The organism is Kitasatospora sp. RG8, assembly GCF_017813315.1.
In the GTDB taxonomy this organism is placed as follows: Bacteria; Actinomycetota; Actinomycetes; order Streptomycetales; family Streptomycetaceae; genus Kitasatospora.
In genome coordinates, this window is sequence record NZ_JAGIYX010000005.1 from 249,377 (window position 1) to 273,766 (window position 24,390).

A 24,390-nucleotide genomic window follows, 5' to 3' on the forward strand; every position below is an offset into this window, starting at 1 on the left:
ATGCGCCGCTCGGCAGCCTTTCGCCGGCCGACGAAATCCCACCACGGTCGCGACGGGCGGGTCAATCGAGGCCCCTGTGACCTCCACCGCCCCCGGCGACGGCTGTTCGCCTGTTCTTCATGTTCCTTCTGCGGTCCCCGCCACCGCCGCGCTCCTACTGTTTGCGGCGCTCCAAACCCGGCACCCCACCGGGGTTCCCTGCCCGGGCCCCGGCACTTCCCGACGCACGGAGGACACCATGCCCTTCGCACGACTCCGCTCCACCGCCACCCGCCCCCGCCGCACCCTCACCGCCCTCGGCGCCGGCCTCGGCCTGGTCGCCGGCTCGCTCGGCCTCTGGGCGGCCACCGGCTCGGCCGCGCAGGCCGCGACCCTCCCCGCGCCCGACCACGTGGTCGTCGTCGTGCTGGAGAACCACGCGTACACGCAGGTCATCGGCAGCTCCAGCGCGCCGTACATCAACAACACCCTCAAGGCCGGCGGCGCCACCCTCACCCAGTCGTTCGGGATCACCCACCCCAGTGAGCCCAACTACTACCAGCTGTTCTCCGGCTCCAACCAGGGCCGCACGGACGACAGCTGCGTGTCGGTCGGCTCGATCTCCGCGCCCAACCTGGGCTCCGAGCTGATCGCCGCCGGCAAGACCTGGGGCAGCTACAACGAGGGCCTGCCGAGCCAGGGTTCGACGGTCTGCTCCAGCGGCAAGTACGCGCAGAAGCACAACCCGTGGTTCGGCTTCAGCAACGTGCCGACCAACACCGCGTACACCATGACGCAGTTCCCGACGAACTACGCCACCCTGCCGAAGGTCTCCTTCGTCGTGCCGGACCTCTGCAACGACATGCACGACTGCTCGGTCTCCACCGGCGACACCTGGGTCCAGAACAAGCTCGGCGCGTACGCGGCCTGGGCCAAGAACAACAACAGCATCCTCGTGCTCACCTTCGACGAGGACAACAAGCTCTCCGGCAACCGCATCCCCACCGTGTTCTACGGTGCGCACGTCACGCCGGGCGCCACCACCGCCACCACCTACAACCACTACAACGTGCTGCGCACCCTGGAGGACCTCGCCGGGCTGACCACCCACGCGGGCAACGCCGCCACCGCCGCCACCATCTCCGGCATCTGGAACTGACGCCGGTGTACGTCGCGGAATCCCGCAGCTCCAAGGCCCCCGTCGCCCCGGCCACCCGGCCGGGGCGGCGGGCGGCCGCCGCCGTGCCCGGCACCGTGCTGGTCCTGGGCACCGTCAGCCTGGTGACCGACGTCTCCTCCGAGATGGTCAGTGCGGTACTGCCGCTCTACCTGCTCACCGGGCTCGGCCTCTCCCCGCTCGGCTTCGGGCTGCTGGACGGCATCCAGAACGGGTTCAGCGCGCTGGTCCGGCTCGCCGGCGGCCACCTCGCCGACCGGCGCGGCGCGGACGGGGCGCCCCGGCACAAGGCGGTCGCGGCGGCCGGGTACGGGCTGTCGGCGCTCTGCAAGCCGCTGCTGCTGCTCGTCCACACCGTGCCGCTGATCGGTGCGGTGCTCGCCGTCGACCGCACCGGCAAGGGACTGCGCACCGCACCCCGGGACGCGATGATCTCGCTCGCCACCGAACCCGCCCACCGGGGACGGGCGTTCGGCGTCCACCGGGCGATGGACACGGCGGGCGCGCTGCTCGGACCGCTCACCGCGTTCCTGGTGCTCCGCCTGGCCGGCGGGCCGTTGCTCGCCGACGGCGGCGAACAGCACGGCTACAACGCGGTGTTCACGGTCAGTGCCTGTGTCGCGCTGCTCGGAGTGCTGGTGCTGCTGCTCTTCGTCCCGAGTCGCATCCAGGCTGACGAGACGTCAACGACCGCCCCCGGGCTGCGTGACGGCCTCGCACTGCTGCGCCTTCCCGGCCTGCGCCGGCTGGCCCTGTGCGCGGTGCTGCTCGGCCTGACCACCGTCAGCGACTCCTTCCTCTACCTGCTCGTGCAGCGCCGGCTCGGCCTCGCGACCGACCTCTTCCCGCTCCTGCCGCTCGGCACCGCCGCCGCCTTCCTGCTGCTCGCCGTCCCGCTCGGCGCGCTCGCCGACCGGATCGGCCGCCGCCGGCTCTTCCTCGCGGGCCACGGCGTCCTGCTGCTGGCGTACGGGCTGCTGCTCTCGCCGCTGAGCGGGCTGCCGGTGGTGGTCTGCGTGTTGGTGCTGCACGGCGGCTTCTACGCCGCCACCGACGGCGTACTGGCCGCCGCGGCCGCCGACGCCGTCCCGGAGGAGCAGCGCGGCGCCGGGCTGGCGCTGGTCGGGACGGGCCAGGCGCTGGCACGGTTCGCCTGCTCGCTGGCGTTCGGCGCGCTGTGGAGTGCGGTCGGCGGCACCGCCGCACTGGGCTGGTCGGCCGCCGCACTGGCCTGCTGCGTGGCCGGGGCCTCCTTCGTCCTCCGCGAACCCGATTCCCCCACCGACGCCGAGGTGCCTTCGTGACCCGACCGCTCCAGAACCGCACCAGGGTGCTGATCCTGCTCGTCGCCGTCCTGCTGCTCGGCACGGTCGGCACCGGCGCCGTGCTGTACGCGTCCGACCAGTCCGCCCGCAAGGACCAGGTGCAGCCGGGCGGCCCGGTGGTCACCCCGGGCCCGGTCTCCCTCCAGCCGGGTGCGGCCCGCACGCTGGTCTTCCGCAACATGGCCTGGGGCCCGCACCGCGACGAGCTCGCCACCGTCCCCGCCGGCCACCCGGACGGCCCGCGCACCTCCTCCGGCGTCCAGTGCCTGCGCTTCCACACGGCGGGCGGCACCGGCATCTGCCTCCAGGCCGAGCACGGCGCCTTGCAGGACACCTACCGCGCCGTCGTCCTCGACGACCACCTGAAGGAACTGCACTCCTTCCCGGCCGCCGGCATCCCCACCCGCTCCCGGGTCTCGCCCTCCGGTCACCTCGCCGCCTGGACGGTCTTCGTCAGCGGCGACTCCTACGCCGGCACCGACTTCTCCACCCGCACCTCGATCGTCGACGTCCGCGACTGGAACCTCCGGGAGAACCTGGAGGCCTTCGACCTGATCAAGGACGGCAAGTCGTACCGGGCGCCCGACGTCAACATCTGGGGCGTGACCTTCGCCGACGACAACGCCTTCTACGCGACCGCGGCCACCGGCGGCCAGACCTACCTCGTCCGCGGCGACCTCGCCGCCCGCACCCTCACCACCCTGCACCAGAACGTCGAGTGCCCCTCGCTCTCCCCGGACGGCACCCGGATCGCCTACAAGAAGCGCGTTCCCGGGGCGTCCGCCGACGCGCCCTGGCGGCTCTACGTGCTCGACCTCGCCACCATGACCGAGACCGCCACCGCGGAGCAGCGCAACATCGACGACCAGGCGGTCTGGTCCGACGCGTCCACCCTGCTCTACGCGCTCCCCGGCGACTTCGGCGCCGACCTGTGGACGGTGCCGGCGGACGGCGGCGGCTCGGCCGTACGCCTGCTCGAAGCGGCGGTGGCCCCGGCCTATCCGGGCTGAAGGGGGCGGTTGGTACGACCCGGAACTTCAAGCGTAGGGTCCTCGTCGAGCAATGCGAGTGACGCGAGGCGGGGGAGCGGCAACGGTGAACGAAGCGGGGCGGCCTGCGCCGGAACGGGTGGTCAGCGACTCCTGGCCCGCGCTGCACGGGCGGCCGGTGCTGCGGCGGACGGTCGCGGTGGGCCTGGTGCTCACCATCGCGGTGCTGGCCGCCCTGGCCGTCCGGGGCGTCAACGCGCTCACCCTGGGGCGGGGCGCCATCGAGACCGACCGCGACCGTGCCGAGCTGCTGGCCGGCCTCCACCCCTCCCAGCACCCGGGCGCGGGCCGCTACTACGTACCGGTGGGCGCGGTGTACACCCGCCTCGCCGACGGAGCGCCGGTCGCCTACCTGCACTACCGGCTGAGCGGGGGCCAGGACGTCGGGCTCGGCGACTTCCTGCGGACGTACGACCTCCCCGCCCCGGGGCCGAGCGCCCCGCTGCCCGCCGACCTGGCGGCCGCGCTGGGCGGCGACGAGCCGGCGGAGGCCCTGGAGCTGGCCGACCCGTCCGTCTCCCCGTCCGTCTCCCCTTCTCCCTCGGCCACGCCGACCCCGACGCCGACGCTGATCACGCCGACGCCGACGCCGACGCCGACGCCTACACCGACCCCGACGCCGTCGGCCGAACCCACTGTGTCGGAGGCGCCGAGCTCGTCCTCGTCGCCGTGCACCGACGACGACGAGCCCACCGAGCAGGCCGATCCGGGCGTCTCCGAAACCCCTGTCGACGCCCGGCCCTCGACCGGCCTCCGCTCGGCGGACGACTCCCCGGCGCCCACCGACTCCCCCACCCCCGCGCCCGCCGTGACGCCCACCCCCACGCCCACCCCGGTGCCCAGCGACACCCCGACCCCGACCCCGGCCCCGACCTCCACGCCCGCCCAGGCCACCGCCGGCCGGCGGATCTACGTCTCCACCATCCCCAGCGGCCTCCCCGGCGCCGCCGACATCTACGTCCGCGCCACCGGCACCACCGGCTGACGCACGGGCCCGGCCGCCCGGACCACCGCCGCGGGGAGTTCCGCCGCCTCGTCCGCGGGGTCGGGGTGCTCCGCGAGCCCCTTGGTGATGAGCCGGAACGCGAGCGCCAGCTCCCAGGCGAACACCGGCAGCGCGGCGAGCGAGCCGGGGGTGGAGACCTGCGGGTAGACGCCGAACAGCACGGCGACCGCGGAGGCGCAGATCAGCGGGCCGCCGACCAGCCCCAGGACGGTGACGGCGCGCGGCACGAGCCTCGACCGGTGCAGCAGGAGGGCCAGGAGCAGCGAGTTCACGCCCAGCACGATGTCGGGCCCGAGCAGGAAGGCCCGGTCGTGGACGGCCACCATGGCCGCCGCGGCCGCTCCGGCGCCCGGCGTCCCCGCCGCGTCCTGGCGCAGGGTGAGGACGGACAGGACGCCGATGATGCCGACGGCGATGACGGCGGCCTCCAGCAGCCGGCCGCAGACGTAGCCGAGCGCCAGCGCCTCGTGCCTCCGGCGGAGCACCGGGAACAGGGCGACGGCGGTGCCGATCACGCCCACCAGGAGCACCACTTCGCACACCGCGCCCAGCGCCACCCGCCGGTCGGCGCCGTCGCCGGCCACGTACTCCGCGCCGTGCAGCGCCGGGCCGTAGAGCAGCAGCCCTGCGATCGCGGCGACCTCGGTCACGAGGAAGAACACCCCTGCGACCACGGCCGCCTTCCTGGTCGATGTCACCAGGACCCCCTCTCCAACGTTTCAGGTGTACGGCGTACACCTGGTGCTCACCGTAGGCGTACGCCGTACACTCGTCAAGGGGATCGGCCCCGCGACGGAGGACGGAGAGGGGATCGGGATGCCCGAGCAGGGGGCGGCCGCGCGCCGGGTCCCGCTGAGCAGGGACCGCGTGCTGCACACCGCCGTGGCGCTCGCCGACGGCGCCGGCATCGACTCGCTCAGCATGCGCCGGCTCGCCCAGGAGCTGGGCGTCGTGCCGATGGCGCTCTACAAGCACGTGGCCAACAAGGACGAGCTGCTGGACGGCATGGTGGACGCCGTCGTGGGCGAGGTCGACCCCCCGCTCGCCGGGGCCGGCTGGCGCGAGGCCGTCCGGCAGCGCGTCCTCTCGGCCCGCGCGGTGCTGCTCCGCCACCCCTGGGCGCCGCGTGTCATCGAATCGCGCCCCGGTCCGACGCCCGCCGTCCTCGGCTACCTCGACTCGATGGCCGGCCTGTTCCGCGGCGGTGGCCTCTCCGCCGACCTGACGCACCACGTGATGCACGCCATGGGCAGCCGGCTCCTCGGGTTCAGCCAGGAGCTGTTCGAGGCCGCGCCGAGCCCCGAACCGGCCGCCGACCCCGCCGCACTGCGCGCCCTGGCCGGCGCCTTCCCGCACCTCGCGGAGATCGCCACCGCCGCGGCCCACGACGGGAGTTCGGTCGTCGGCCCCGGCTGCGACGACCGCTTCGAGTTCGAATTCGCCCTGGACCTCCTCCTGAACGGCTTCGAGCGGCTGCACCACCGGGGCTGGACCTCCGCGGACGGCCGGTCGTCCTGACGGCACGGCGGGACCTCGGCCTCCCCGCCCCGGTGTCACCCCGACGGCGTTCGCCGGATCCGCGTTGCTACGGTCTCCAACGGCCCACCGGGGCGGGTCGGCGCCGGGCATCGGACGGGCCGACCTCCGGTGCGCGGGAAAGGCGGGTTGATCGGTGAAGCTGAGGACCACGGTCCACCGGGTGCGGACCGGCCGCGACGAGTACCGGGTGGTCAGCGCCACGGCGGGGGAGGGCCTGGCCGTGCTGTACGACGGCCCGTGGGAGATGCAGCTGTACGCCGACCGCGCGGGTGCACGCGACCTCGCGGCCGCCTGGGCACTCGCCGCACGCTCCCCGCGCTCGCTGATCCACCTGCCGCTGCGGGCCGACGCCGGCTCCCCGGGGCTGGAGGGCCAGGAGGCCGTTCCGCTGGACCTCGTGCTGCTCCACCACAGCCTGGGCTTCCCGCCGTCCCGCTGGAAGGAGGTGCGGGCGCGGCTGGGTAGGGGCGTGCCGCACACCGCGGACATCCCGGAGAGCGACTTCCCCGCCGAGGACGAGATCGACCACGAGCGCCGGCACTTCGCCGGCTGGCGCGACGAACTGCACTTCGCGGGCGCCGCACGGACGTTGTTCCTCACCGGCAGCGCGGAGGCGTTCCGCCGGACGGGGACGTTGGTCCGCTCGCTGGACACCGAGGCGGCGGCCGTGATGGCCCGCTGGCCGAACCGCTCGCACTACTGCGTCACCCTGACCCACGGCTCCGGCAACCGGCCCGGCCGGGCGCCGAAGGGCGGCGTGCCGGGGCAGCTGCACATCGAGTACGTCCAGGAACGGTGAGGGCGGCGGCAGCCGATCCCGGCGTCACCCGATCCCGGCCGCGGTGGAGGCCAGCGACAGGACCAGCGCGCCGAGCCCGCCCGCCGCAGCGAGCAGCCGCAGCCCACGACGGTCCTCGTGCCCGCGGGCGTACCGCACGGTGGCGGCGGCGAAGGCCAGCCCGCCGGCGACGAACCACGGCCCCCACAGGTACAGGTACCAGCGCGTCAGCCCCGCCAGGCCGGGCTCGACGGAGACCGCCCCGGCCTCGACCAGCACCCCGTGCACGACGAACAGCGAGCCGTGCCAGACGAGCAGGACCGTCGCACCGCCCCCGCACAACGCCAGGAACCGCCCGGCCCGGACACCGCGCGGCCGGGCCAGCCCGAGGCCGACCACCGCCCCGAACAGCTTGAGCAGGCCGGTGACCCAGAGCACGGCCAGGAACCACGGCACCCGGTCGCGGGCGAGCCTCACCAGCTCCGGCGCCACCGTCGACTCCGCACCGGCCGTGCCACCCAGCGCCCAGACGAAGCTGGGCACCGCGAACAGCACCCCCCACACCACGACGGCGTACCCCGCCCACCGGCCCGCCCGCGGGCCCCGACGATCCCCCGGGCGCACCGTTGCGTCCCCCGTAGCAGCCTTGGTCAGCATGGCTCCACCGTGCCGGACCGCGCGCCGCCGCGACCTCGTCCGTACGAACGAGACCATCCCCCCGGGGAGCCAGCGTGCCGTCCGCCCGGGCGGCACCCGCCTCGCCTCGCTGCTCCGCGAGGCTCTTGCCGAGCCACGACGAAAGACGACAGGCGGTGCTCTCACGGCACGTCACGATCGATGGTGAATGCCATGACGCTCCCCGGCTGGAGGGGAAACGGCAGCTGGACGAGGCCCGCCAGATTGTTGAACGGCGCGGGGAAGGTGGCCCGGACGCTGGCGCCGTGGGCGGCGCCGAGCGCGCTGATCTCCGACGCGTTGACAGCCAGGCGGGTCGGCCTGATGGCCGGATCGATGGTGATCCGGTACTCGGCGTCGGTGACGTGGCGGAACACCTGGGCCTGGATGCGCACCCGACGGTCGTTGCCGACGTACTTCCGGGCCGTGATGCTCAACTCCACCAGGTGGCCCAGTGTGACCTGGGCGTCGTGCGGTACCGCGAAGTGATCGATCCTGGCCGTTCCTCCCGCAACGGCCTCATGGGTCGGGGGCCTGCGCTCCAAGTCCCGGTTGTCCACCCGGACCGCTCCGATCGCGAAGATCCCGGGATCGTCCGGGTCGAGGTTGTCGTCGACCATCCAACGCAGCAGGAACTCCGGCCCGGTGAAGCGGTCCAGGCTGGCGTCATCGTTGGAGGAGAGGCACGCGATGCTCACCGCCTTGGGGAGCTTCTCGATCCGGTAGGAGATGCGGAAGCATTGGTAGAGGTAGTCGGGGTGGGCGTCTCCCGGCGGCGGAGGCGTCAGGAGGCAGTCGTAGCGGTACGCGGACAGCGCGGCGGCGAACAGCGGATCGCGCACCGGTCCGAGGACGTCCTGCATGCCGCGAAGCACTGCGCTGTCCACCTGCTCGGTGGTTTCGCGAACCGTCAGTGATCCGATCGCCAAGGTCACCACCGCAGCTGAGACGAAGGCGCCGCCGATGAGGCTCAGAACGGTTGCCACTACCTGCTGGTGCGTCAGTAGCGACGCGGCCACCACGCATGCCAAGCCGGTGGCCAACGCCAGGATGTTGACCAGCACCAGAATCTTGCGCACTTCTTGTTCCCGTGACGCAGCCACGCGCACCCCCGGCGGACGGCGTCAGTGCGCCGCCGCTTCCGCGACGATTCGAACAATCCGCTCGGAGAGCTCCCCGATCTCCTGCGCCGTGCGAACGTTATCTGACTGACCGTCAGTGAGAAAGACCATGACGACGGGTGTGCCTGGAAGGAGGACGATGCCGGCATCGTTGACCACGCCCCGCAGGCTGCCGGTCTTGTGTCGGACCGGGACGTCGTCGTCCAGGCGGGACGGGATCCTGTCGTTGCGCAGGTAGTTGACCAGATAGCGGCGGAGCGGTTCCAGATGCGGAGTCCGGTCGATGTGCTCGACCAGTCGCAACATGTCCTCGGCGGTCGTCGTGTTCGCCCGGCCCAGCGGTCCGAGCTCGGCTTCGGAGAAGCCGGCCGGGAAGAGGGTCGAGTTCAACTGCAAGCCCTTGATCGTCGAGTCGATCCGGTCCTGCCCCAGCACCGCTCGCACGTACTCGGCCGCAGGATTGTCACTGGTCACCAGCGCGAACCCGCACAACTCCCGGACGGTGACGGTCGTCTCGGGATCAAGTGCCTGGAGAACACTCGGATACATCGTGCCGGGCAGATCGGCGATCCGGACCCGTACGTCCAGATCGATCTCGCCACGCCGTCCCGCCTCGAAGAGTGCGACTCCCAGGATCATCTTCGCCAGGCTCGCCGCAGGAAGTACCTGGTCCGCGCGGTGCGCGACGATGACTTGCGGGTCGTGGAGGGTTTTGACCAGGACGCTACGGACCCCACGGTCGTTGCCGCCCTCCGCAAACGCCGCGATTTGTGTGGCAATTGCGGTGCGCACTGCATCGGAATCGACCATCGGGCCGTCCCTTCCTCTTCATGACAGGTGACTCGGGCTGACAGTCGTCTACCCGCCTGTCGGGCTCTCACGCAGGGGCCGTTCTCCGCGCCGGCCCGATGTCCCGTCCGCCCGTCGTGGCCGGGGCGTCGGCGTTCACCGGCAGGAGGCCCGGGGGCCGACGGTGACGACCGGCCGCACCTTGGTCAGCATCAGGTCGAGGAATCGGTCGGGGTGCAGGAACGACGCGAAGTGGGCGGCGTCCTCGATGAGGGCGAAGTCCTTGACCGGGGCCTGGACGTCGTCGTGGAAGCGCCTGGCGCGGTCGGTCGGGGTGAGGACGTCCTGGTCGCCCTGGAAGATGAAGAACGGCAGGTCGAAGCGGGTGCCGTCGGCCCAGTCGTCGAAGCCTGCGGTGGCGGGGAGGATCTGCTCGGAGAGCTTCATGCCCTTGCCGAGGGTTCCCAGCTCGCCCAGCGAGTGCAGCGGGGAGAACCAGAGCGACTTCATGACCACGGACTTCATGGTCCGGAAGGTCAGCGGGTCGGTGGTGGCGACGATCTTGGAGTAGGCGCCGTGCTGCTCGGCGGTCCAGGTGCGCGGGTCGGGGCCGATCTCCTCGACCGCGGCGATCTCCTTGCGCTTGCCGGCGGCGTGCAGCCGGGTCAGCAGGGCCCGGTGGGCGGAGGTGTCGCGGCCGGCGTCGTGGATGTTCTGGTCGGTGCCGACGTAGGCGCTGTAGCGGTCGGGGTACTGGCGGGCCAGGCGCAGCCCGAAGGTGCTGCCGAAGGAGCTGGCGACCAGGACGACCCGGTCGACGCCGAGCCGGGTGCGCACGTGGTCGGTGACCTCGACGGCGTCCGCGTACATCCGGGCGAAGCTCAGTTCGCCCTGGCCGTCGGCGCCGGAGCGGCCGAGGGTCTTGCCGGTGCCGCGCATGTCCCAGCGGACGACGGTGAAGTGCTTCTCCCAGGCCCGGGTGCGCGGTCCGTAGATCGCGTTGGAGGCGCCGGGCCCGCCGTGGATCTCCAGCATCACCGGGTTGTCGCGGTCCTCGCCGCGGACGGAGACCCACTGCTCGATGCCGCCGATACGGACGAAGCCCTGCTCGTGAATGCCGTTCGGCGTCTCGATCCGCAGGAGGCGGGCGCCGGCGGCCTGCCGGAGGCGGCGGTGCCCCAGGGTGCCGGCGACGGGCGTGGCGATGGCGGCGGCGGAGGCGATGAGAACGGCGGCGATCACGGTTACTCCCCTGAACTGTGTATCGATTACGCAATTGAGTGTATGTTATACACAGTTCTGAAAGGGCGTCAATCGCCCGCCGGAAGCACCACCGGAACTGCTGAGAAGCACCACCGGAACCACCGGAACCACCACCGGAACCACCGAGGAGGACCCGCATGGCCGGGAGCCGGGAGAAGAAGCGCGACCCGAAGGCGAGCCTGGCGCTGCTGTGGGGCGAACAGGACCAGCCCCGTCGCGGGCCGAAGCCCTCACTGACCGCCGGGCGCATCGTCGACGGTGCCGTCCGGATCGCCGACGCGGAGGGGCTGGACGCGGTCTCGATGCAGCGGGTCGCCGCCGAACTCGGCGTCACCACCATGGCGTTGTACCGGTACTTCCCCGGCAAGGCCGAGCTGGTCGACCTGATGGTCGACTCCGCGCTCGGCGCGCCCCCTGAGGTCATCGGCCACCAGGACGGCTGGCGCCCCCGGATGACCGAATGGGCCCGCCAGTGCTGGGCGCTGTACCGCCGCCACCCCTGGATCCTGGCGGCCACCGGCATGCGCCGGCAGCTCATGGGGCCCAACCAGCTCGCCTGGATGGACGCCGCGTTGGCCGCCCTGGCCCCCACCGGGCTCTCCGCGGTGCAGCGGCACGACACCGTACTGCTGATCATCGGCCACATCCGCAACCTCGCCCAGCAGCTCGTCGACGCGGACGAGGAGGGCGGCGAGGAGTGGAACCGGCTCGCCGGCGAGGTCCTGGAGCGCCACGGGCACCGGTTCCCCGCGCTCAGCGCCACCATCGCCGCCGGGGGCTTCGCGCCCCAGGGCGGCGACCCGCTCGACTTCGGCCTGGAGCGCATCCTGGACGGGGTCACCCCGCTGGCCGACCGGGGCTGAAGCCGGCCGCACCGAGAGGGCCCCTGGAAACCGCTCCGGTTTCCAGGGGCCCTCGTCGTTCAGCGGCGGTGCGTCAGGATCGCGCCTCGGCCTGCTCCTGGAGGAGGCCGGCGATCCGGTTCAGGTCGTTGACGACGTCGAAGAAGGTGTTGATGTCCTGCGTCGAGGCGCCGTTCACGGCCAGGTAGAAGGTGTGCAGCCGGCCGTGGCCCGCGGCGAGGTAGCCGCCGAGCGTCTCGGCGCCGATGGCGAGCCGCTGGTTGACGGCGTCGAAGCCGGCCACGGTGCCGGGTTTGGCCCACACCTTGCCCTTGCCCGGGCAGGTGGGGCAGCCCGCGCAGGCGAAGGCCAGTGAGCCGTCCACCCCGAGGATCGGCAGCGCCTCCCGGAAGCGGGTCGCCTCGGGCGTCCCCTGCCAGTAGTGCAGGATCTCGTTCTCCACGTCGGGCGTGACCCGGTCCACCGGGTTGCCGCCGCGCCCGTCGAGCAACTGCACCTTGGTCGGGTCGATCCCGGCCTGGATCAGGAAGTCCCTGAGGACGGCGAAGCCGTCCTCGCACTGGTGGCTGCCGGTCGTGACGGCCATCAGGCAGATCCCGAGGTTGGCCCCGAGGTTGTGGCTGACCTTCAGGATCAGCCGCGCGTACTCGGCGTAGACGGGGGAGACGTACGCGGCGACGCGCTGCGTGCCGTCGTAGGAGTCCGGCAGCAGGCCGACCGGGTTCGGCCCGGTCGGCGGGGCGGTGACGGTGACGCCGGCCCGGGCGAGCGCCTCGATCAGCGCGGTGCGCCCGAAGGCGTTCGGGTCCTGGACCTGGGAGACCCGCAGCGTCGGCTGGGCGTCGGCCGCGATGGTGCCCGACAGGGTGATGTGGGTGCCGTCCGGCGAGGCGGAGACGTCGATGCTGGTCGTACCGCCCGCCGCGACCGTCTGCACCGTCGACTCCACCTGGTACGGCGCGACCTGCGGCCGCCAGCTGAGCTGCGCCGGCTGACCGGGGGTGGTGCCGGTGGTCAGCAGGTCGATGAGGTTGTCGTTGATGATCAGCGGGGTCGGGGTCGGGTCCAGTCCGGCGTCGGGCGCGAAGAGCCGTGGGTCGACCGCGACGTCCCCGTGGACCTCGGTGATGCCCGATGCGCGGACCTGGCCGGCGATCTCGTTCAGCCCGGCGAGCGGGTTCTCGGGTGTGAGCGTGGCGCCCGGGAGGTCGTTGGCGTAGGTGTGGTCGATCGGGGTGAAGTCGACGGAGCCGCCCGGCTTGGTCCGGCCGCCCATGGTGAGGTCGCCCTGCGCGACCATGGCCAGCGTGCCGTCCAGTACCGATCCGCTGCGGCTGCCGACGGCCTGCACGGGGGTGGTGAACCGGTGTTCCCCGCCGAGCGTGTGCCAGGTGCCCGAGACGCTGACCAGCTTGGCCGTCGAACCGGGGATGAAGAACTGGTTCGGGTACTGGGAGTGGATCACCTCCCCGGTCGTGTCGTCGATCTCCAGCAGTCCCCACTGCGCGTGCTCGTAGGCCGGCTTGCCCATGATCGCCAGGATGTCCGGGCTCAGCCCGTCCTCGTGCCGCGGCGCGGCCTCCGCCGGTCCGGCGGACACGACGGTGGCCGCCGTCGCGGTGACGACGGCGGCCACGGCACGCCAACCTCGCGCAAGCGCTCTCGATCTCATGGACCCACCTCTTCCGGGCGGACAGCGGCCGCCCTGACGACTGCTCAGCCCGAGAGGGATACCGCCCCGCCCTGCCCGCCGAATCCCCCGCTAGGCCGTTCACCTGCATGCTTCATCCCTCCGGGATCTTCGGCCGGGGAGGCCGGCTGCGACGCCGGCCGCTGCGGGCGGGCCGTGCCGGTCAGGGGGATCCCGGCGCCCCGAGGTGGGAGGTGCGGTCGGCGTGGCCGGGCACGGCCGGGGGGTGCCAGTCGTAGGTCGCGCCGGCCCGGCCCAGGAGGACGCGGTCGGGGAGGAGGCCGGCGACGGTGAGGGCGGTGTCGCGGAGCAGGACGGCGACCGGGGAGCGGCGGGCGACCAGGGCGCCGATGCGGCGGGAGCCGGCGGCGATGGCGGTGGTGCGGGACAGGCGGGCGGCGGTGTAGGCGGGGAGGCTCGCGGCCGGGTCCGTGCCGGGGGCGATGCCGGCGGCCAGGACCACCGCGTCCTCGATCGCCTGGCAGGCGCCCTGGCCCTGGAACGGGCACATCGCGTGGGCGGCGTCGCCGAGCAGGGCGACCCGGCCCCGGTGGTGGGCGGGCAGGGGGTCGGCGATCTCCCAGACGTCGTGCCGGAGCACCTCGGCCGGGTCGGCGGAGGCGAGGAGCGCGGGCACGGGGGCGCACCAGTCGCCGTAGCGGCGCAGCAGTTCGGTCCGCTCGTCGCCGTCCGCGGCGCGCGCACCGGCGGGGGCGAGCGCGGCCCCGTACACGTAGACCCGGCCGTCGGCGAGGGGGACGACGCCGACGAGGCAGCCGCGGCCCCAGACCTCGCCGACGGCGGACGGCGCGCGCGGCGGCTCGGCGACGATCGTGCGCCAGGTGGTGAAGCCGGAGTAGCGCGGGCCCGGGTGCCGGGGGAAGAGCAGGGCGCGGGAGGCGGAGCGGATGCCGTCGGCGGCGACGACCAGGTCGGCGTCCTGCTCGCCGTCTCCGCTGCGGACCACTGCGGGCCGGGAGGCGGAGCCCGGGTCGACCAGTTCGGCGGGAGAGCCGGTGCGGACGGCGCCGGCCGGGAGGGCGTCGGCGAGGGCATCGATCACGGCGGCGCGCGGGACGGCGATCACCTTCTCGCCGAAGTGCGCCTCCATGGCGTCGGTGCCGGTGCGGGCGAGCCAGCGGCCGGAGGGGTTGCGCAGGCCGACGGCGGGGTGCGGGGTGGCGAGGGCGCGCAGCCGGTCGCCGACGCCGAGCCGGTCGAGGGCGCGGAGCGCGTTGGGGGCGAGGGCGAGGCCCGCACCGACGGGTTCGAGCGAGGCGGCGCGTTCGTGGACGGTGACGGTGACGCCCTGACGATGGAGGGCGAGGGCGGCGGCCAGTCCGCCGATCCCGCCGCCGATGACGACGGCTCGCGGCTCTGCCTGGTCCATGGGGACTCCCCTTTCGAACTACATCTGTAGTTTCGCTGTCGGGAGCACCGTACTACAGCTGTAGTGAAATTGGGCGCATCTCCCGGAACCCGCGAGGATCGGACCCATGACACCCCCGCGTCCGATGCTGATCGCCGACACCGCCATTGCCCTGATCGCCGAGCGCGGCCTGCGCGGACTGACCCACCGCGCGGTGGACGAGGCGGCCGGACTGCCCCCCGGCTCGACCTCCAACCTCGCCCGGACCCGGGCCGCCCTCCTGGAGCTGGCGCTGACCCGGATCGCGGAGCGGGAGTCGCCGGGCGTTCTCGCGTCGGCCGCACAGGCCGTACCGGTGGCACCGGCCGCCCCGGAGGCCCTGCCGCGCGACCTGCTCGCCCAGGTCGCCGCCGATGCCGTGCACCAGGCGCTGACGGCCGGCCGCGCGCTCACCGTGGCGCGCTTCGAACTTGCCCTGGAAGCCACCCGTCGCCCCGAACTGCGCGCCGTCTACGACCGGTTGGGCGCGGGCTTCGTCGACTTCGCGGTCTCCGCGCTGGAGCGCTGCGGCTCCCGGGCACCGGAGGCGGACGCTCGTCGGCTGGTCCGCTGGTGCGAGGGCGTACTGATCAACGGGACGGCCGGCAGTGGTCACGGCCGTACGCCGGGGCCGGCCGAGCTGCGCGAGGAGGTGGCGGTCTACCTCGCCGCGCTGCTCGACCGGGAGGCGTAGGGACTACGCGGCGGCGACCGTCACCACGGCCTCGTGCCGCACCGGGAAGTTCACCGAGGCGGCGATGAAGCACGCCCGGTGTGCGTCGTCGTGCAGGGCGAGCGCCTTCTCCGTCATCTCCTCCGAGGCGACCTCGATCCGGGGCCGCAGCATCGCCCCGGTGAAGTGCCCGCCGCCCGCCGTCTGCTCCATGGTGCCGAGCGGGCGGTCCACGTAGGACGTCACCACGACGCCGTTCACCGCGCACTGGTGCAGGTACGAGAGCATGTGGCACTGGGAGAGTGCGGCGAGCTGGAGCTGCTCGGGGTTCCAGCGGGCCGGGTCGCCGCGGAAGGCGGGGTCGGACGAACCGGGGATGGTCGGGAGCCCCTCGCCGGCCACCTCGTGGGAGCGCTCGTACGAGCGGTAGTCGCTGGTGCCGGTGCCCCGGTTGCCGGTCCAGGTGATCTCGGCGGTGTAGGTGTGCTGCCTGGCCATGGAGTGTGCCTCTCCGCTCGGTGGTACTGGTGGCCAGTCAACCGCACATCCGCCGGGGGAGGTTGGGCGGGTCGCCGCGCCGGCGCCCGTGCCCGGACCGCCGTCGGCCGCGCTGCCGCCACCCCGGCGGGGCCTCCGCCGGGGCAGTGCGGTGCGGCCGGCGCCCGGAGGCGCCCTCCCGGAGCGGGCCGGGTTCGCGGGTCTCACTCGATGGTGACGTCCACCTGCATCTGGTCCGCCCCCGCCGTACCGGCGATGTCGAGGGTGATGCCGGTCCAGGTGCCGTCCGCCTCGTTGAGCGCCGGGACGGTGTGCTGTCCGATGCTGCTGTTGCCGAGCGCCGGGTAGAGGTCGGTCGGGTCGCCGCGGTTGCCGGTGCCGAAGATCTTCGCGAGGTCGCGTCGGCCGTCGGCCTGCATCAGCTCGATGGCGAGGTGGTGTTCGTCGTTCACGTTGTCGATGGCCTCGTCCACCACGTAGGCGGCGATGCCCTCGTCGGGCAGGAAGCTGTCCTGGCCGCGCTTGCGGCGGTACTCGACGATGACGTACTGGCTCTCCTTCATCCGCTGGGGGTTGCGGACGAACAGCAGCTCGCCGCCCTCGGCGACGGGCCGCAGCGCGATGCCGTGGGTGGTGCCGGCGACCTCCTGGGGGACGGTCCAGCCGTGGAACATCCGGAGCATGCCGTTCGGGAAGACCGGGGTGATCCCGTCGTTGCCCCAGGAACCGGCCGCCATCAGGCAGTAGTTGCCGAGGCCGTTGGAGGTGGTCGCCTGGAGGGAGCCGGTGTCGTAGAAGTCGGCCCAGCGGGCGGCCAGATGGCCCCACTCGTGGGCGCAGACGCCGACCGCGCAGTCCTCGGGGACGGTCAGGAAGGTCTGGACCCGCAGGTTGGGCGCGACGTCGACGCCGTGCACGTCGGGCGGGTTCCACTTGAGGCTCCAGATGTCGCCCGGCTGCCCGGTCTGTTCGGCGCCGGCGCCCGCGTGGACGATGAACAGCGCGGTGACGAGGTGCTCGCCGAGCGCGTCGAAGCCGGCGGTGAAGTCGATGCCCTCGGCGCGGGCGAGTGCCAGGGCGTCGGCGGCCAGGCCCTGCGAGTTGCGGGGCGGGTTGCCCATGCCGGACTGGTCGTCGGCGTAGAAGGAGATCGGGTGCGGCAGCCGGAACCAGCCGTGGACCTCGCCCTGGACGTCGATGCCGCCGGCGGCCGGATTGGCCGGGTCGAAGCCGCTCACCCGGTGGTAGAAGTCGCGCATCGAGCCGGTGGCGAAGGTGTCGGCGCTGAACAGCATCTGTTCGTAGTGGCCGACGGTGTGGTCGGGGCTGTGCGGGAGGTCGGGGAAGTCGACCAGCAGGACGAGGGTGCGGATCTCGCCCGCGAGCTGCTTGGCCGGACGGGTGATCAGCTGGGCCCCGGTGCTGGGGCCGGGGCGGACGGCGCCGTCGTCGAGGCCGATGACGTTCTCACCGCGCCGCCGGGAGCGCCAGACGTAGTAGTACTGCTCGAACGTGACGTCCGCCGGAAGCCGCCGGTTCTCGACGAGGTCCTGGTAGCGGGCGCGGAGTTGGGCGAGGGCCTTGGGTGACATCGGCACCGGGCAGGGATGGCGGTCGTCGTGGGGACGGTGATGCAGCGGGGTTAAGGTGTGACGCATCGTGACGGCTCCTTCGAGCCAGCCCACTCACGGGGGCACCGTCGGCGGCCCCGTCGGGTGGGTGGTCGCCGGCAATCGGTCGGCTCGCCAAGGGGCGGTCGGGTCTGGCCGGGGCCGGTTGCGAAATGGGCGATATGCGGTTATCAGTCCCTATTCTGACGCTCCGGACGGGGAAAGCACCAGACCCGAAGGCCCGTCGGTTCCGCTCAGGCCGCCCGGTGTGCCGCGGCCGCCGCCGCGAACGAAGCGGCGAGCTGCGGGGATCCCGCCCAGTGCAGGTGCAGATACGAAGCGTGAACGTTGCCGAGAGTGCCGCCGGCGAAACCCTCGGTGTGCGGTCCGGCCGGAAGTCGCCAGCCCCAGGCGGGCCGTTCGCCCGCCGCCGGCTCGCAGGCCGTGCGGTGGAACTCGTGCCCGCGCAGCCGGGTGCCGGCCGGCGCCAGCGGCGAGTCGTGCAGCGCCACGGCCTCGCGGTACCCGAGGGTCAGCCGCTCGGTCATCCGGGCCGACGTCTCCAGCACGCCGCACATCGGCAGGCCGTCCAACTCCCGCCCGAGGTAGAGCAGTCCGGCGCACTCGGCGGCGATCGGCGCGCCCGAGGCGGCGAACGCGGCGATCGCCGTGCGCAGTTGCGCGTTCGCGCTCAGTTCCCGGACGTACAGCTCGGGGAAGCCGCCGCCGATCACCAGGCCGGCCGTGCCCGCGGGCAGCGCGTCGGCGTGCAGCGGGTCGAACGGGACCACCTCGGCGCCGGCCGCGGTGAGCAGCTCGGCGTTCTCGGCGTACGAGAACGAGAACGCGGCGCCGCCGGCCACCGCGATCCGGGGCGCGCCGGGGACCGGGGCGACCTCGGCGGCCGCGTCCCAGGGCGCGGCGTCCAGCGGGGGAGCGGTCCGGGCCAGCGCCAGCACCGCGTCCAGGTCCACCGAGGCGGCGACCAGTGCACCCATGTCGGCCACGGCCTTCAGGGCCTCCGCCGAGCGCTCCACGGCCGGGATCAGGCCGAGGTGGCGGGACGGCGTGGCGACCGCCGCCGAGCGTCGCACCGCGCCCAGCACGGGCACGCCGGAGCCCTCCTCCAGCGCCTCGCGGAGCAGCAGCTCGTGCCGGTCGGAGGCGACCCGGTTGAGGATCACCCCGGCCAGCCGGACCTCCGGGTCCCAGGAGGCGAAGCCGTGCACCAGCGCGGCCACCGAGCGGGACTGCGAGGAGGCGTCCACCACCAGCACCACCGGTGCCCGCAGCAGCTTGGCCACGTGCGCGGTGGACGCCAGCTCCCCGCGCCCCGAGGCGCCGTCGAACAGCCCCATCACGCCCTCGACCACCGCCACGTCCGCCCCGGCCGCGCCGTGCAGGAAGAGCGGCGCGATCCGCTCCGGCCCGCACATGAAGGCGTCCAGGTTGCGGCCCGGACGGCCGGCGGCCAGCGCGTGGTAGCCCGGGTCGATGTAGTCCGGGCCGACCTTGTGCGGCGAGACCGCCAGCCCGCGCGCGGCGAGCGCGGCGATCAGGCCGGTGGCGACGGTGGTCTTGCCGGAGCCGGAGGACGGCGCGGCGACGACGAGGCGGGGGATGTTCACGTTCTCCAGGCTTCCCGGGCTACCACTCGATACCGCGCTGGCCCTTGCGGCCGGCGTCCATCGGGTGCTTGACCTTGGTCATCTCGGTGACCAGGTCGGCGAAGCCGGTCAGCGCCTCGGGCGCGTACCGGCCGGTGATGACGACGTGCTGGCTGCCCGGCCGGTCCTTCAGCACGGACACCACCTCGTCCGGGTCGACCCAGCCCCAGTGCATCGGGTAGGTGAACTCGTCCAGCACGTAGAAGCGGTAGGTCTCGGCGGCGAGGTCGCGCTTGACCTGCTCCCAGCCCTCCTTGGCCGCCGCCTCGCTGTCCATCTCCATCTCGGAGGAGCGCTGGATCCAGGACCAGCCGGAGCCCATCTTGTGCCAGGCGACGGTGCCGCCCTCGCCGGAGGCGCCGAGCACGCGCAGCGCGTTCTCCTCGCCGACCTTCCACTTGGCGGACTTCACGAACTGGAACACCCCGACCGGCCAGCCCTGGTTCCAGGCGCGCAGCGCCATGCCGAACGCGGCGGTGGACTTGCCCTTGCCGGGGCCGGTGTGCACGGCCGTGATCGGCAGCGTACGGCGCTGACGGGTCGTCAGGCCGTCCTCGGGAACGCTCTCGGGAACACCCTTGGGCATGGGATCAGGCCGCCTTTCGGATCGCACGGTCGGGACGGTTGTCGCGGACGAGCGAGGCCACGCCCTCGGCGCGCAGCTCGTCCAGGGTCACGGCGGGGGCGCCGAGTTGCGCCGCCAGCGTACGGGCCAGGCCGAGCCGGACCGGACCCGCCTCGCAGTCCAGCACCACGCCCGCCACGCCCTGGGCGGCCAGCAGTCCGGCGGCCCGCTGCGACTGCGCGACGGCGTCGCGGGTGCCGGTGGCCCGGCCGTCGGTCACCACGACCAGCAGCGGGCGGCGGTGCGGGTCCCGCATCCGCTCGACCCGCAGCACCTCGTGCGCCCGCAGCAGTCCGGCCGCCAGCGGGGTCCGGCCGCCGGTGGGCAGCGACTCCAGGCGGGCCGCGCCGACCTCGACGGACGAGGTGGGCGGCAGCGCCAGCTCGGCGGAGGCGCCGCGGAAGGTGATCATGCCGATCTTGTCGCGGCGCTGGTAGGCGTCCATCAGCAGCGAGAGCACCGCGCCCTTGACGGCGGTCATCCGCTGCCGGGCCGCCATCGAGCCGGAGGCGTCCACCACGAAGAGCACCAGGTTGGACTCCCGGCCCTGGCGGACCTGCTCGCGGAAGTCGTCCTTGTGCAGCAGCAGCGCCCGGGACGCCCGGCCGCGCGCCACCTGGTGCGGCGCGGCGGCCTGCAGGGTGGCGCTCAGGTGCAGGTGCGCCAGCCGGCCCTGCGGGCGGCGGGCGCGGATGGCGTGGCCGCCGTCGGTCTCGGCGGGGGAGCGGCGGCCCTGGGCGCCCTTCCCGGTGCCGTCCACCTTGAACAGCCTGGTCCGGTACGGCTCGCCGGCCGCCACCGGGGCGGACTCCCGTGCGGGGGCCGGGTGCTGGGTCGGCACCGGCTGCTGCCCGGGGGCCTCGGGGGCGTCCGCGGGGGCGGGGGCGTCGGAGCCCGCGGGGGCCTCCGGCCCGGCGGGCTCGGGCGCGCCGCCGCCACCGCCGTTGTCGGGGCCGCCGCCGTCGGGGCCCGGGCCGTCGTCCTCGGGCCCGTCGCCCTCCGGCTCCCCGGGCCGCGGGTCCTCGCCCTCCGGTTCCCCGGACTGCGGCTCCTCCGGCTGGGCGTGCTCCTCCAGCGTCCGCTCCAGCTGCTCCTCGTCCAGCCCCGGTGCGTCGAAGGGGTTGCGACGGCGGCGGTGCGGCAGCGCCAGCCGGGCGGCCTGGCGGACGTCCTCCTCCAGCACCTCGGTGCGCCCCGCCCAGGCGGCCAGGGCGACGGCGGTGCGCGCCATCACGATGTCCGCACGCAGCCCGTCCACCTCGAACGCCGCACAGACGGCGGTGATCTGACGCAGCGCCACATCGGTGAGCCCGACCTTCGGCAGCAGCTCGCGGGCGGCGGTGATCCGCAGCGCGAGCTCCCGCTCGTCCTCGGCGAACCGCGCGGCGAAGCCGGCCGGGTCGGCGTCGTACGCCAGCCGGCGGCGGACCACCTCGGCGCGCTCCGCCGGGTCGCGGGTGGCGGCGATCTCGACGGTCAGGCCGAACCGGTCGAGCAGCTGCGGCCGCAGCTCGCCCTCCTCCGGGTTCATCGTGCCGACCAGCAGGAACCTCGCCGCGTGCCGCACCGAGACGCCCTCGCGCTCGACGTAGGAGCGGCCCATCGCGGCGGCGTCCAGCAGCAGGTCCACCACGTGGTCCTGGAGCAGGTTGACCTCGTCGATGTAGAGCACGCCGCGGTGCGCCTGGGCCAGCAGCCCCGGCTCGTACGCCTTCACGCCCTCGGCGAGCGCCCGCTCCAGGTCTAGCGAGCCGACGATCCGGTCCTCGGAGACGCCGACCGGCAACTCGACCAGCCGGGCCGGGCGTTCGGAGGAGGCGCCGCCGGCGTGCGGGCCGTCCGGGCAGTGCGGGTCCGGCGCGCCCGGGTCGCAGGCGAAGCGGCAGCCGTCGATGGTGGCGATGGACGGCAGCAGGCCGGCCAGCGCGCGCACCATGGTCGACTTGGCGGTGCCCTTCTCGCCGCGCACCAGCACGCCGCCGACGGCCGGGGAGACCGCGTTGAGCAGCAGCCCGAGCCGCAGGTCGGCCATGCCGACGATCGCGGTGAAGGGGTAGCGGACGTCACTCATGATTCTCCAAGGGGGCCCCGGGCGGAAGGAACGGCAGCGAACCCGCAGCCGGCACCCCGCCCTCGATCAGCTTCCACAGCGCGTCGGTGTCCGCGTGCTCCTCGATCAGGTCGCCCAGCCGGTCGAGCCGGGCCTCGCGCGCCTCGGCGAACGAGACGTCCGGCGCGGGCGTGAACGCCCGGCCCGACAACCCGGCCACCTCGCGCAGCAGTTCGCGCCGGAACCCGTCGTTCTCCAGCGCGCCGTGCCAGGTCGTCCCCCAGACCGAGCCCACCCGGCAGCCGTCCAGGAAGGCCTCGCCGCCCTCCACCGCGACGATCCCGTGGTGGATCTCGTACCCCTCGACCCGCTGCCCGTACGCCTCGCCGACCGGCCGGCCGAGCACCTTCTCGGCGCCGAACCGGACGTGCGTGGGCAGCAGCCCGAGGCCGTCGACGGCGCCGGCCTTCGACTCGACCTCGTCCACGATCTCCCGCGCCAGCATCTGGTAGCCGCCGCAGACCCCGAGGACCGGCAGCCCCGCCGCCGCCCGCGCCTTGATCGCCGGCTCCAGGCCCCGCTCGCGCAGCCAGGCGAGGTCGGCGACGGTGGCCCTGGTGCCGGGCAGCACGACCAGGTCGGCGTCGGCCAGCTCCTCGGGCCGGGTGGCCCAGCGGACCAGGACGCCCGGCTCCTGGGCCAGCGCGTCGAGGTCGGTGAAGTTGGACAGCCGGGGGAAGCGCACCACGGCCACCCGCAGCACGTCCGCGCCGAGCGGCCCGCGCCCGGCGGTCCGGTCGACCACGGTCGACAGGTCGAGCGAGTCCTCGGCGTCCAGCCAGAGGTCCGGCAGCATCGGCAGAGTGCCCAGTACCGGGCGGCCGGTCAGCTCGCGCAGCATCTCCAGGCCGGGCGCGAGCAGCCGCGCGTCGCCCCGGAACTTGTTGACGAACCAGCCGGCCACGTGCCGCTGGTCCTCCGCCGAGAGCAGTGCCAGCGTCCCGTACATCGCGGCGAACACCCCGCCGCGGTCGATGTCGCCGACCACCACGACGGGCAGTCCGGCGGCGGTCGCCAGGCCCATGTTGGCGATGTCGCGGTCGCGCAGGTTGATCTCGGCGGGCGAGCCGGCGCCCTCGCAGACCACCACGTCGTAGCGGCGGCGCAGGTCGGCCAGGCACTCCAGGGCGCGCTCCAGCAGGACGGGCTTGCGCTCGCGGTAGTCCAGCGCGCCGACCTCGGCGACGGGTCTGCCGAGCAGCACCACCTGGCTGCGGCCGTCCGCGCCCGGCTTGAGCAGCACCGGGTTCATCGCCGCCTCGGGCTCCACCTTGGCGGCCTGGGCCTGCATCGCCTGGGCACGGCCGATCTCGGCGCCGTCGGCGGTGACGAAGGAGTTCAGCGACATGTTCTGCGCCTTGAACGGCGCGACGCCGACACCCTGGCGGGCCAGCCAGCGGCAGATGCCCGCGGTGACCACGCTCTTGCCCGCGTCCGAGGTCGTTCCGGCGACCAGCAGTGCGTTGCTCATGCCTTTCCCCTCCTGAGGGCCGCCCGGAGCAGCAGGTGCCCGGCGACGGTCGTACCCAGCGCCAGCGCGCCCACCCTCCGGGACAGCACACAGGCCCGCTCGATGTCGTCCACCCCGACCGGCCGCAGCTCCCCGCCCAGCACCGGCCGGTGCTCGACCCTCCCCCAGCCCTCGGCCGGGGGGACCCCCGGCCCGGGGGAGGCCCCGTCCCCGTACCGCAGGGTGCCGCCGAGGCGGACGCCGACCGCGCCGGCGAAGGCCGACTCGGCCTGGCCCGCGTTGGGGCTCGGGTGCGCGGAGCCGTCCCGCCGCCAGACCCGCCAGGCGGTCCGGGGCTCGGGCGCGGCGGCCACCGTCAGCAGGGCGGTCAGCCGGGCGCCGGGCCAGCCCGCCACGTCGTCCAGCCGGGCCGAGGCCCAGCCGAACCGGGCGTGCCGCGGCGAGCGGTGGCCGACCATCGCGTCCAGGGTGTTGACGGCCCGGAACGCCAGCAGACCGGGCGTGCCCGCGACCGCGCCCCAGACCAGCGCGTTGACCACGGCGTCGGCGGTGTTCTCGGCGACCGACTCGACCACCGCGCGGGCGATCTGCTGCTCGTCCAGCGCGCTCGGGTCGCGCCCGCACAGGTGTGGCAGCCGCTCGCGGGCCGCCGTCAGGTCCCCCGCGGCGAGCGAGCGGCCGATGGTCCGGGCCTCGCGGGTCAGCGAGGTGCCGCCGAGCACCGTCCAGGTCGCGGCGGCGGCCAGCGCGGCCCGCCCCGCCGGGCGGCGGCCGAGGACGCGCTCGGCGGCCACCGCACCGGCCGCGACGGCGCCCACGCAGAGCGCGGTGTAGGCGGTGCCGGCGGCCCGGTCGTCGCGCCAGAGCCGCTTCTCCAGCCGGCCGGCCGTACTGCCGAAGACGGCCACCGGGTGGCCGCGGCGCGGGTCGGCGAACCGGGCGTCGGCGAGGTACCCCGCGACGGCGCCCACGGCGAAGGCCGCGGCGCGGGTCAGCGGGCGCACGACGGACAGCAGAGGGCTCGGAAGGTCGGGGCAGCCTGCATCGCGTGCGTGTCCTCACTCAGGGTCCGCG

22 protein-coding genes are annotated in these 24,390 nt (G+C 74.0%); 8 read left to right on the forward strand and 14 right to left on the reverse strand.

Annotated elements, in window-relative coordinates; all coding sequences use genetic code 11:
- Positions 1–238 precede the first annotated feature (238 nt).
- The 4 genes from J5Y04_RS11005 (at position 239) to J5Y04_RS11020 (ending at position 4,515) form a co-directional block, all read left to right on the forward strand.
- Complete coding sequence (locus tag J5Y04_RS11005) at positions 239–1,138, forward strand: alkaline phosphatase family protein (protein WP_209411764.1); 900 nt, start codon at positions 239–241, stop codon at positions 1,136–1,138.
- 5 nt (positions 1,139–1,143) lie between these two features.
- The gene (locus tag J5Y04_RS11010) at positions 1,144–2,460 is read left to right on the forward strand and encodes an MFS transporter (protein ID WP_209411765.1); all 1,317 of its coding nucleotides are present in this window, start codon (positions 1,144–1,146) and stop codon (positions 2,458–2,460) included.
- On the forward strand, positions 2,457–3,491 hold the full coding sequence (locus tag J5Y04_RS11015) for a TolB-like translocation protein (protein WP_209411766.1): 1,035 nt from the start codon (positions 2,457–2,459) through the stop codon (positions 3,489–3,491). The genes J5Y04_RS11010 and J5Y04_RS11015 overlap by 4 nt, the downstream gene beginning before the upstream one ends.
- Before the next feature lie 85 nt (positions 3,492–3,576).
- Positions 3,577–4,515, forward strand: a complete 939-nt coding sequence (locus J5Y04_RS11020) for a hypothetical protein (protein ID WP_209411767.1) — start codon at positions 3,577–3,579, stop codon at positions 4,513–4,515.
- Here J5Y04_RS11020 and J5Y04_RS11025 read toward each other — a convergent pair.
- On the reverse strand, positions 4,485–5,234 hold the full coding sequence (locus tag J5Y04_RS11025) for a DUF4386 domain-containing protein (protein ID WP_209411768.1): 750 nt from the start codon (positions 5,232–5,234) through the stop codon (positions 4,485–4,487). The two genes, J5Y04_RS11020 and J5Y04_RS11025, sit on opposite strands and share 31 nt — an antisense overlap.
- A gap of 118 nt (positions 5,235–5,352) precedes the next feature.
- Here J5Y04_RS11025 and J5Y04_RS11030 point away from each other — a divergent pair, with 118 nt between their 5' ends.
- Both J5Y04_RS11030 and J5Y04_RS11035 read left to right on the forward strand, forming a co-directional pair.
- Positions 5,353–6,054 (forward strand): TetR/AcrR family transcriptional regulator C-terminal domain-containing protein, encoded by a 702-nt coding sequence (locus J5Y04_RS11030; RefSeq protein ID WP_209411769.1) that lies wholly within the window; start codon positions 5,353–5,355, stop codon positions 6,052–6,054.
- A gap of 154 nt (positions 6,055–6,208) precedes the next feature.
- Positions 6,209–6,874: a hypothetical protein gene (locus J5Y04_RS11035; protein WP_209411770.1), complete on the forward strand. Its 666-nt coding sequence runs from the start codon at positions 6,209–6,211 to the stop codon at positions 6,872–6,874.
- 24 nt (positions 6,875–6,898) lie between these two features.
- On the opposite strand, the gene J5Y04_RS11040 is transcribed toward J5Y04_RS11035, so the two are convergent.
- The 4 genes from J5Y04_RS11040 to J5Y04_RS11055 form a co-directional block, all read right to left on the reverse strand.
- Positions 6,899–7,408, reverse strand: a complete 510-nt coding sequence (locus J5Y04_RS11040; protein WP_307853051.1) for a DUF3995 domain-containing protein — start codon at positions 7,406–7,408, stop codon at positions 6,899–6,901.
- Between the two features lie 263 nt (positions 7,409–7,671).
- Positions 7,672–8,607 carry a hypothetical protein gene (locus tag J5Y04_RS11045; protein ID WP_209411772.1) on the reverse strand — a complete coding sequence of 312 codons (936 nt, stop codon included), beginning with the start codon at positions 8,605–8,607 and terminating at the stop codon, positions 7,672–7,674.
- A gap of 45 nt (positions 8,608–8,652) precedes the next feature.
- A complete protein-coding gene (locus J5Y04_RS11050) occupies positions 8,653–9,459 on the reverse strand; it encodes a serine hydrolase (protein ID WP_209411773.1) in 807 nt (268 codons plus the stop codon).
- 135 nt (positions 9,460–9,594) lie between these two features.
- Positions 9,595–10,680, reverse strand: coding sequence for an alpha/beta fold hydrolase (locus J5Y04_RS11055; RefSeq protein WP_209411774.1), 1,086 nt, complete (start codon positions 10,678–10,680; stop codon positions 9,595–9,597).
- A gap of 158 nt (positions 10,681–10,838) precedes the next feature.
- Between J5Y04_RS11055 and J5Y04_RS11060 the strand changes: the two genes are divergently transcribed.
- Positions 10,839–11,564, forward strand: coding sequence for a TetR/AcrR family transcriptional regulator (locus J5Y04_RS11060; protein WP_209411775.1), 726 nt, complete (start codon positions 10,839–10,841; stop codon positions 11,562–11,564).
- Positions 11,565–11,637: 73 nt separating this feature from the next.
- On the opposite strand, the gene J5Y04_RS11065 is transcribed toward J5Y04_RS11060, so the two are convergent.
- Together J5Y04_RS11065 and J5Y04_RS11070 are read right to left on the reverse strand one after the other, a co-directional pair.
- Positions 11,638–13,200, reverse strand: a complete 1,563-nt coding sequence (locus tag J5Y04_RS11065; RefSeq protein WP_307853052.1) for a D-alanyl-D-alanine carboxypeptidase — start codon at positions 13,198–13,200, stop codon at positions 11,638–11,640.
- A 217-nt stretch (positions 13,201–13,417) separates the two neighbouring features.
- Positions 13,418–14,644, reverse strand: coding sequence for an FAD-dependent monooxygenase (locus J5Y04_RS11070; protein ID WP_209411777.1), 1,227 nt, complete (start codon positions 14,642–14,644; stop codon positions 13,418–13,420).
- Between the two features lie 106 nt (positions 14,645–14,750).
- Here J5Y04_RS11070 and J5Y04_RS11075 point away from each other — a divergent pair, with 106 nt between their 5' ends.
- Complete coding sequence (locus J5Y04_RS11075; protein WP_209411778.1) at positions 14,751–15,356, forward strand: TetR/AcrR family transcriptional regulator; 606 nt, start codon at positions 14,751–14,753, stop codon at positions 15,354–15,356.
- Between the two features lie 3 nt (positions 15,357–15,359).
- On the opposite strand, the gene J5Y04_RS11080 is transcribed toward J5Y04_RS11075, so the two are convergent.
- The 7 genes from J5Y04_RS11080 to J5Y04_RS11110 form a co-directional block, all read right to left on the reverse strand.
- On the reverse strand, positions 15,360–15,833 hold the full coding sequence (locus J5Y04_RS11080) for an OsmC family protein (protein WP_209411779.1): 474 nt from the start codon (positions 15,831–15,833) through the stop codon (positions 15,360–15,362).
- 203 nt (positions 15,834–16,036) lie between these two features.
- A complete protein-coding gene (locus J5Y04_RS11085; protein ID WP_209411780.1) occupies positions 16,037–17,491 on the reverse strand; it encodes a M6 family metalloprotease domain-containing protein in 1,455 nt (484 codons plus the stop codon).
- 206 nt (positions 17,492–17,697) lie between these two features.
- On the reverse strand, positions 17,698–19,071 hold the full coding sequence (locus J5Y04_RS11090) for a cobyrinate a,c-diamide synthase (protein WP_209411781.1): 1,374 nt from the start codon (positions 19,069–19,071) through the stop codon (positions 17,698–17,700).
- 19 nt (positions 19,072–19,090) lie between these two features.
- Complete coding sequence (cobO, locus tag J5Y04_RS11095; RefSeq protein WP_148642447.1) at positions 19,091–19,696, reverse strand: cob(I)yrinic acid a,c-diamide adenosyltransferase; 606 nt, start codon at positions 19,694–19,696, stop codon at positions 19,091–19,093.
- Positions 19,697–19,700: 4 nt separating this feature from the next.
- Entirely contained in the window at positions 19,701–21,806 is a 2,106-nt protein-coding gene (locus J5Y04_RS11100; protein WP_209411782.1) for a putative cobaltochelatase, read from the reverse strand.
- Positions 21,799–23,316, reverse strand: coding sequence for a cobyric acid synthase (locus J5Y04_RS11105; protein WP_209411783.1), 1,518 nt, complete (start codon positions 23,314–23,316; stop codon positions 21,799–21,801). Before J5Y04_RS11105 ends, J5Y04_RS11100 begins: the two co-directional genes overlap by 8 nt.
- The gene (locus tag J5Y04_RS11110; protein WP_307853053.1) at positions 23,313–24,320 is read right to left on the reverse strand and encodes a cobalamin biosynthesis protein; all 1,008 of its coding nucleotides are present in this window, start codon (positions 24,318–24,320) and stop codon (positions 23,313–23,315) included. The genes J5Y04_RS11105 and J5Y04_RS11110 overlap by 4 nt, the downstream gene beginning before the upstream one ends.
- Positions 24,321–24,390: the final 70 nt, after the last annotated feature.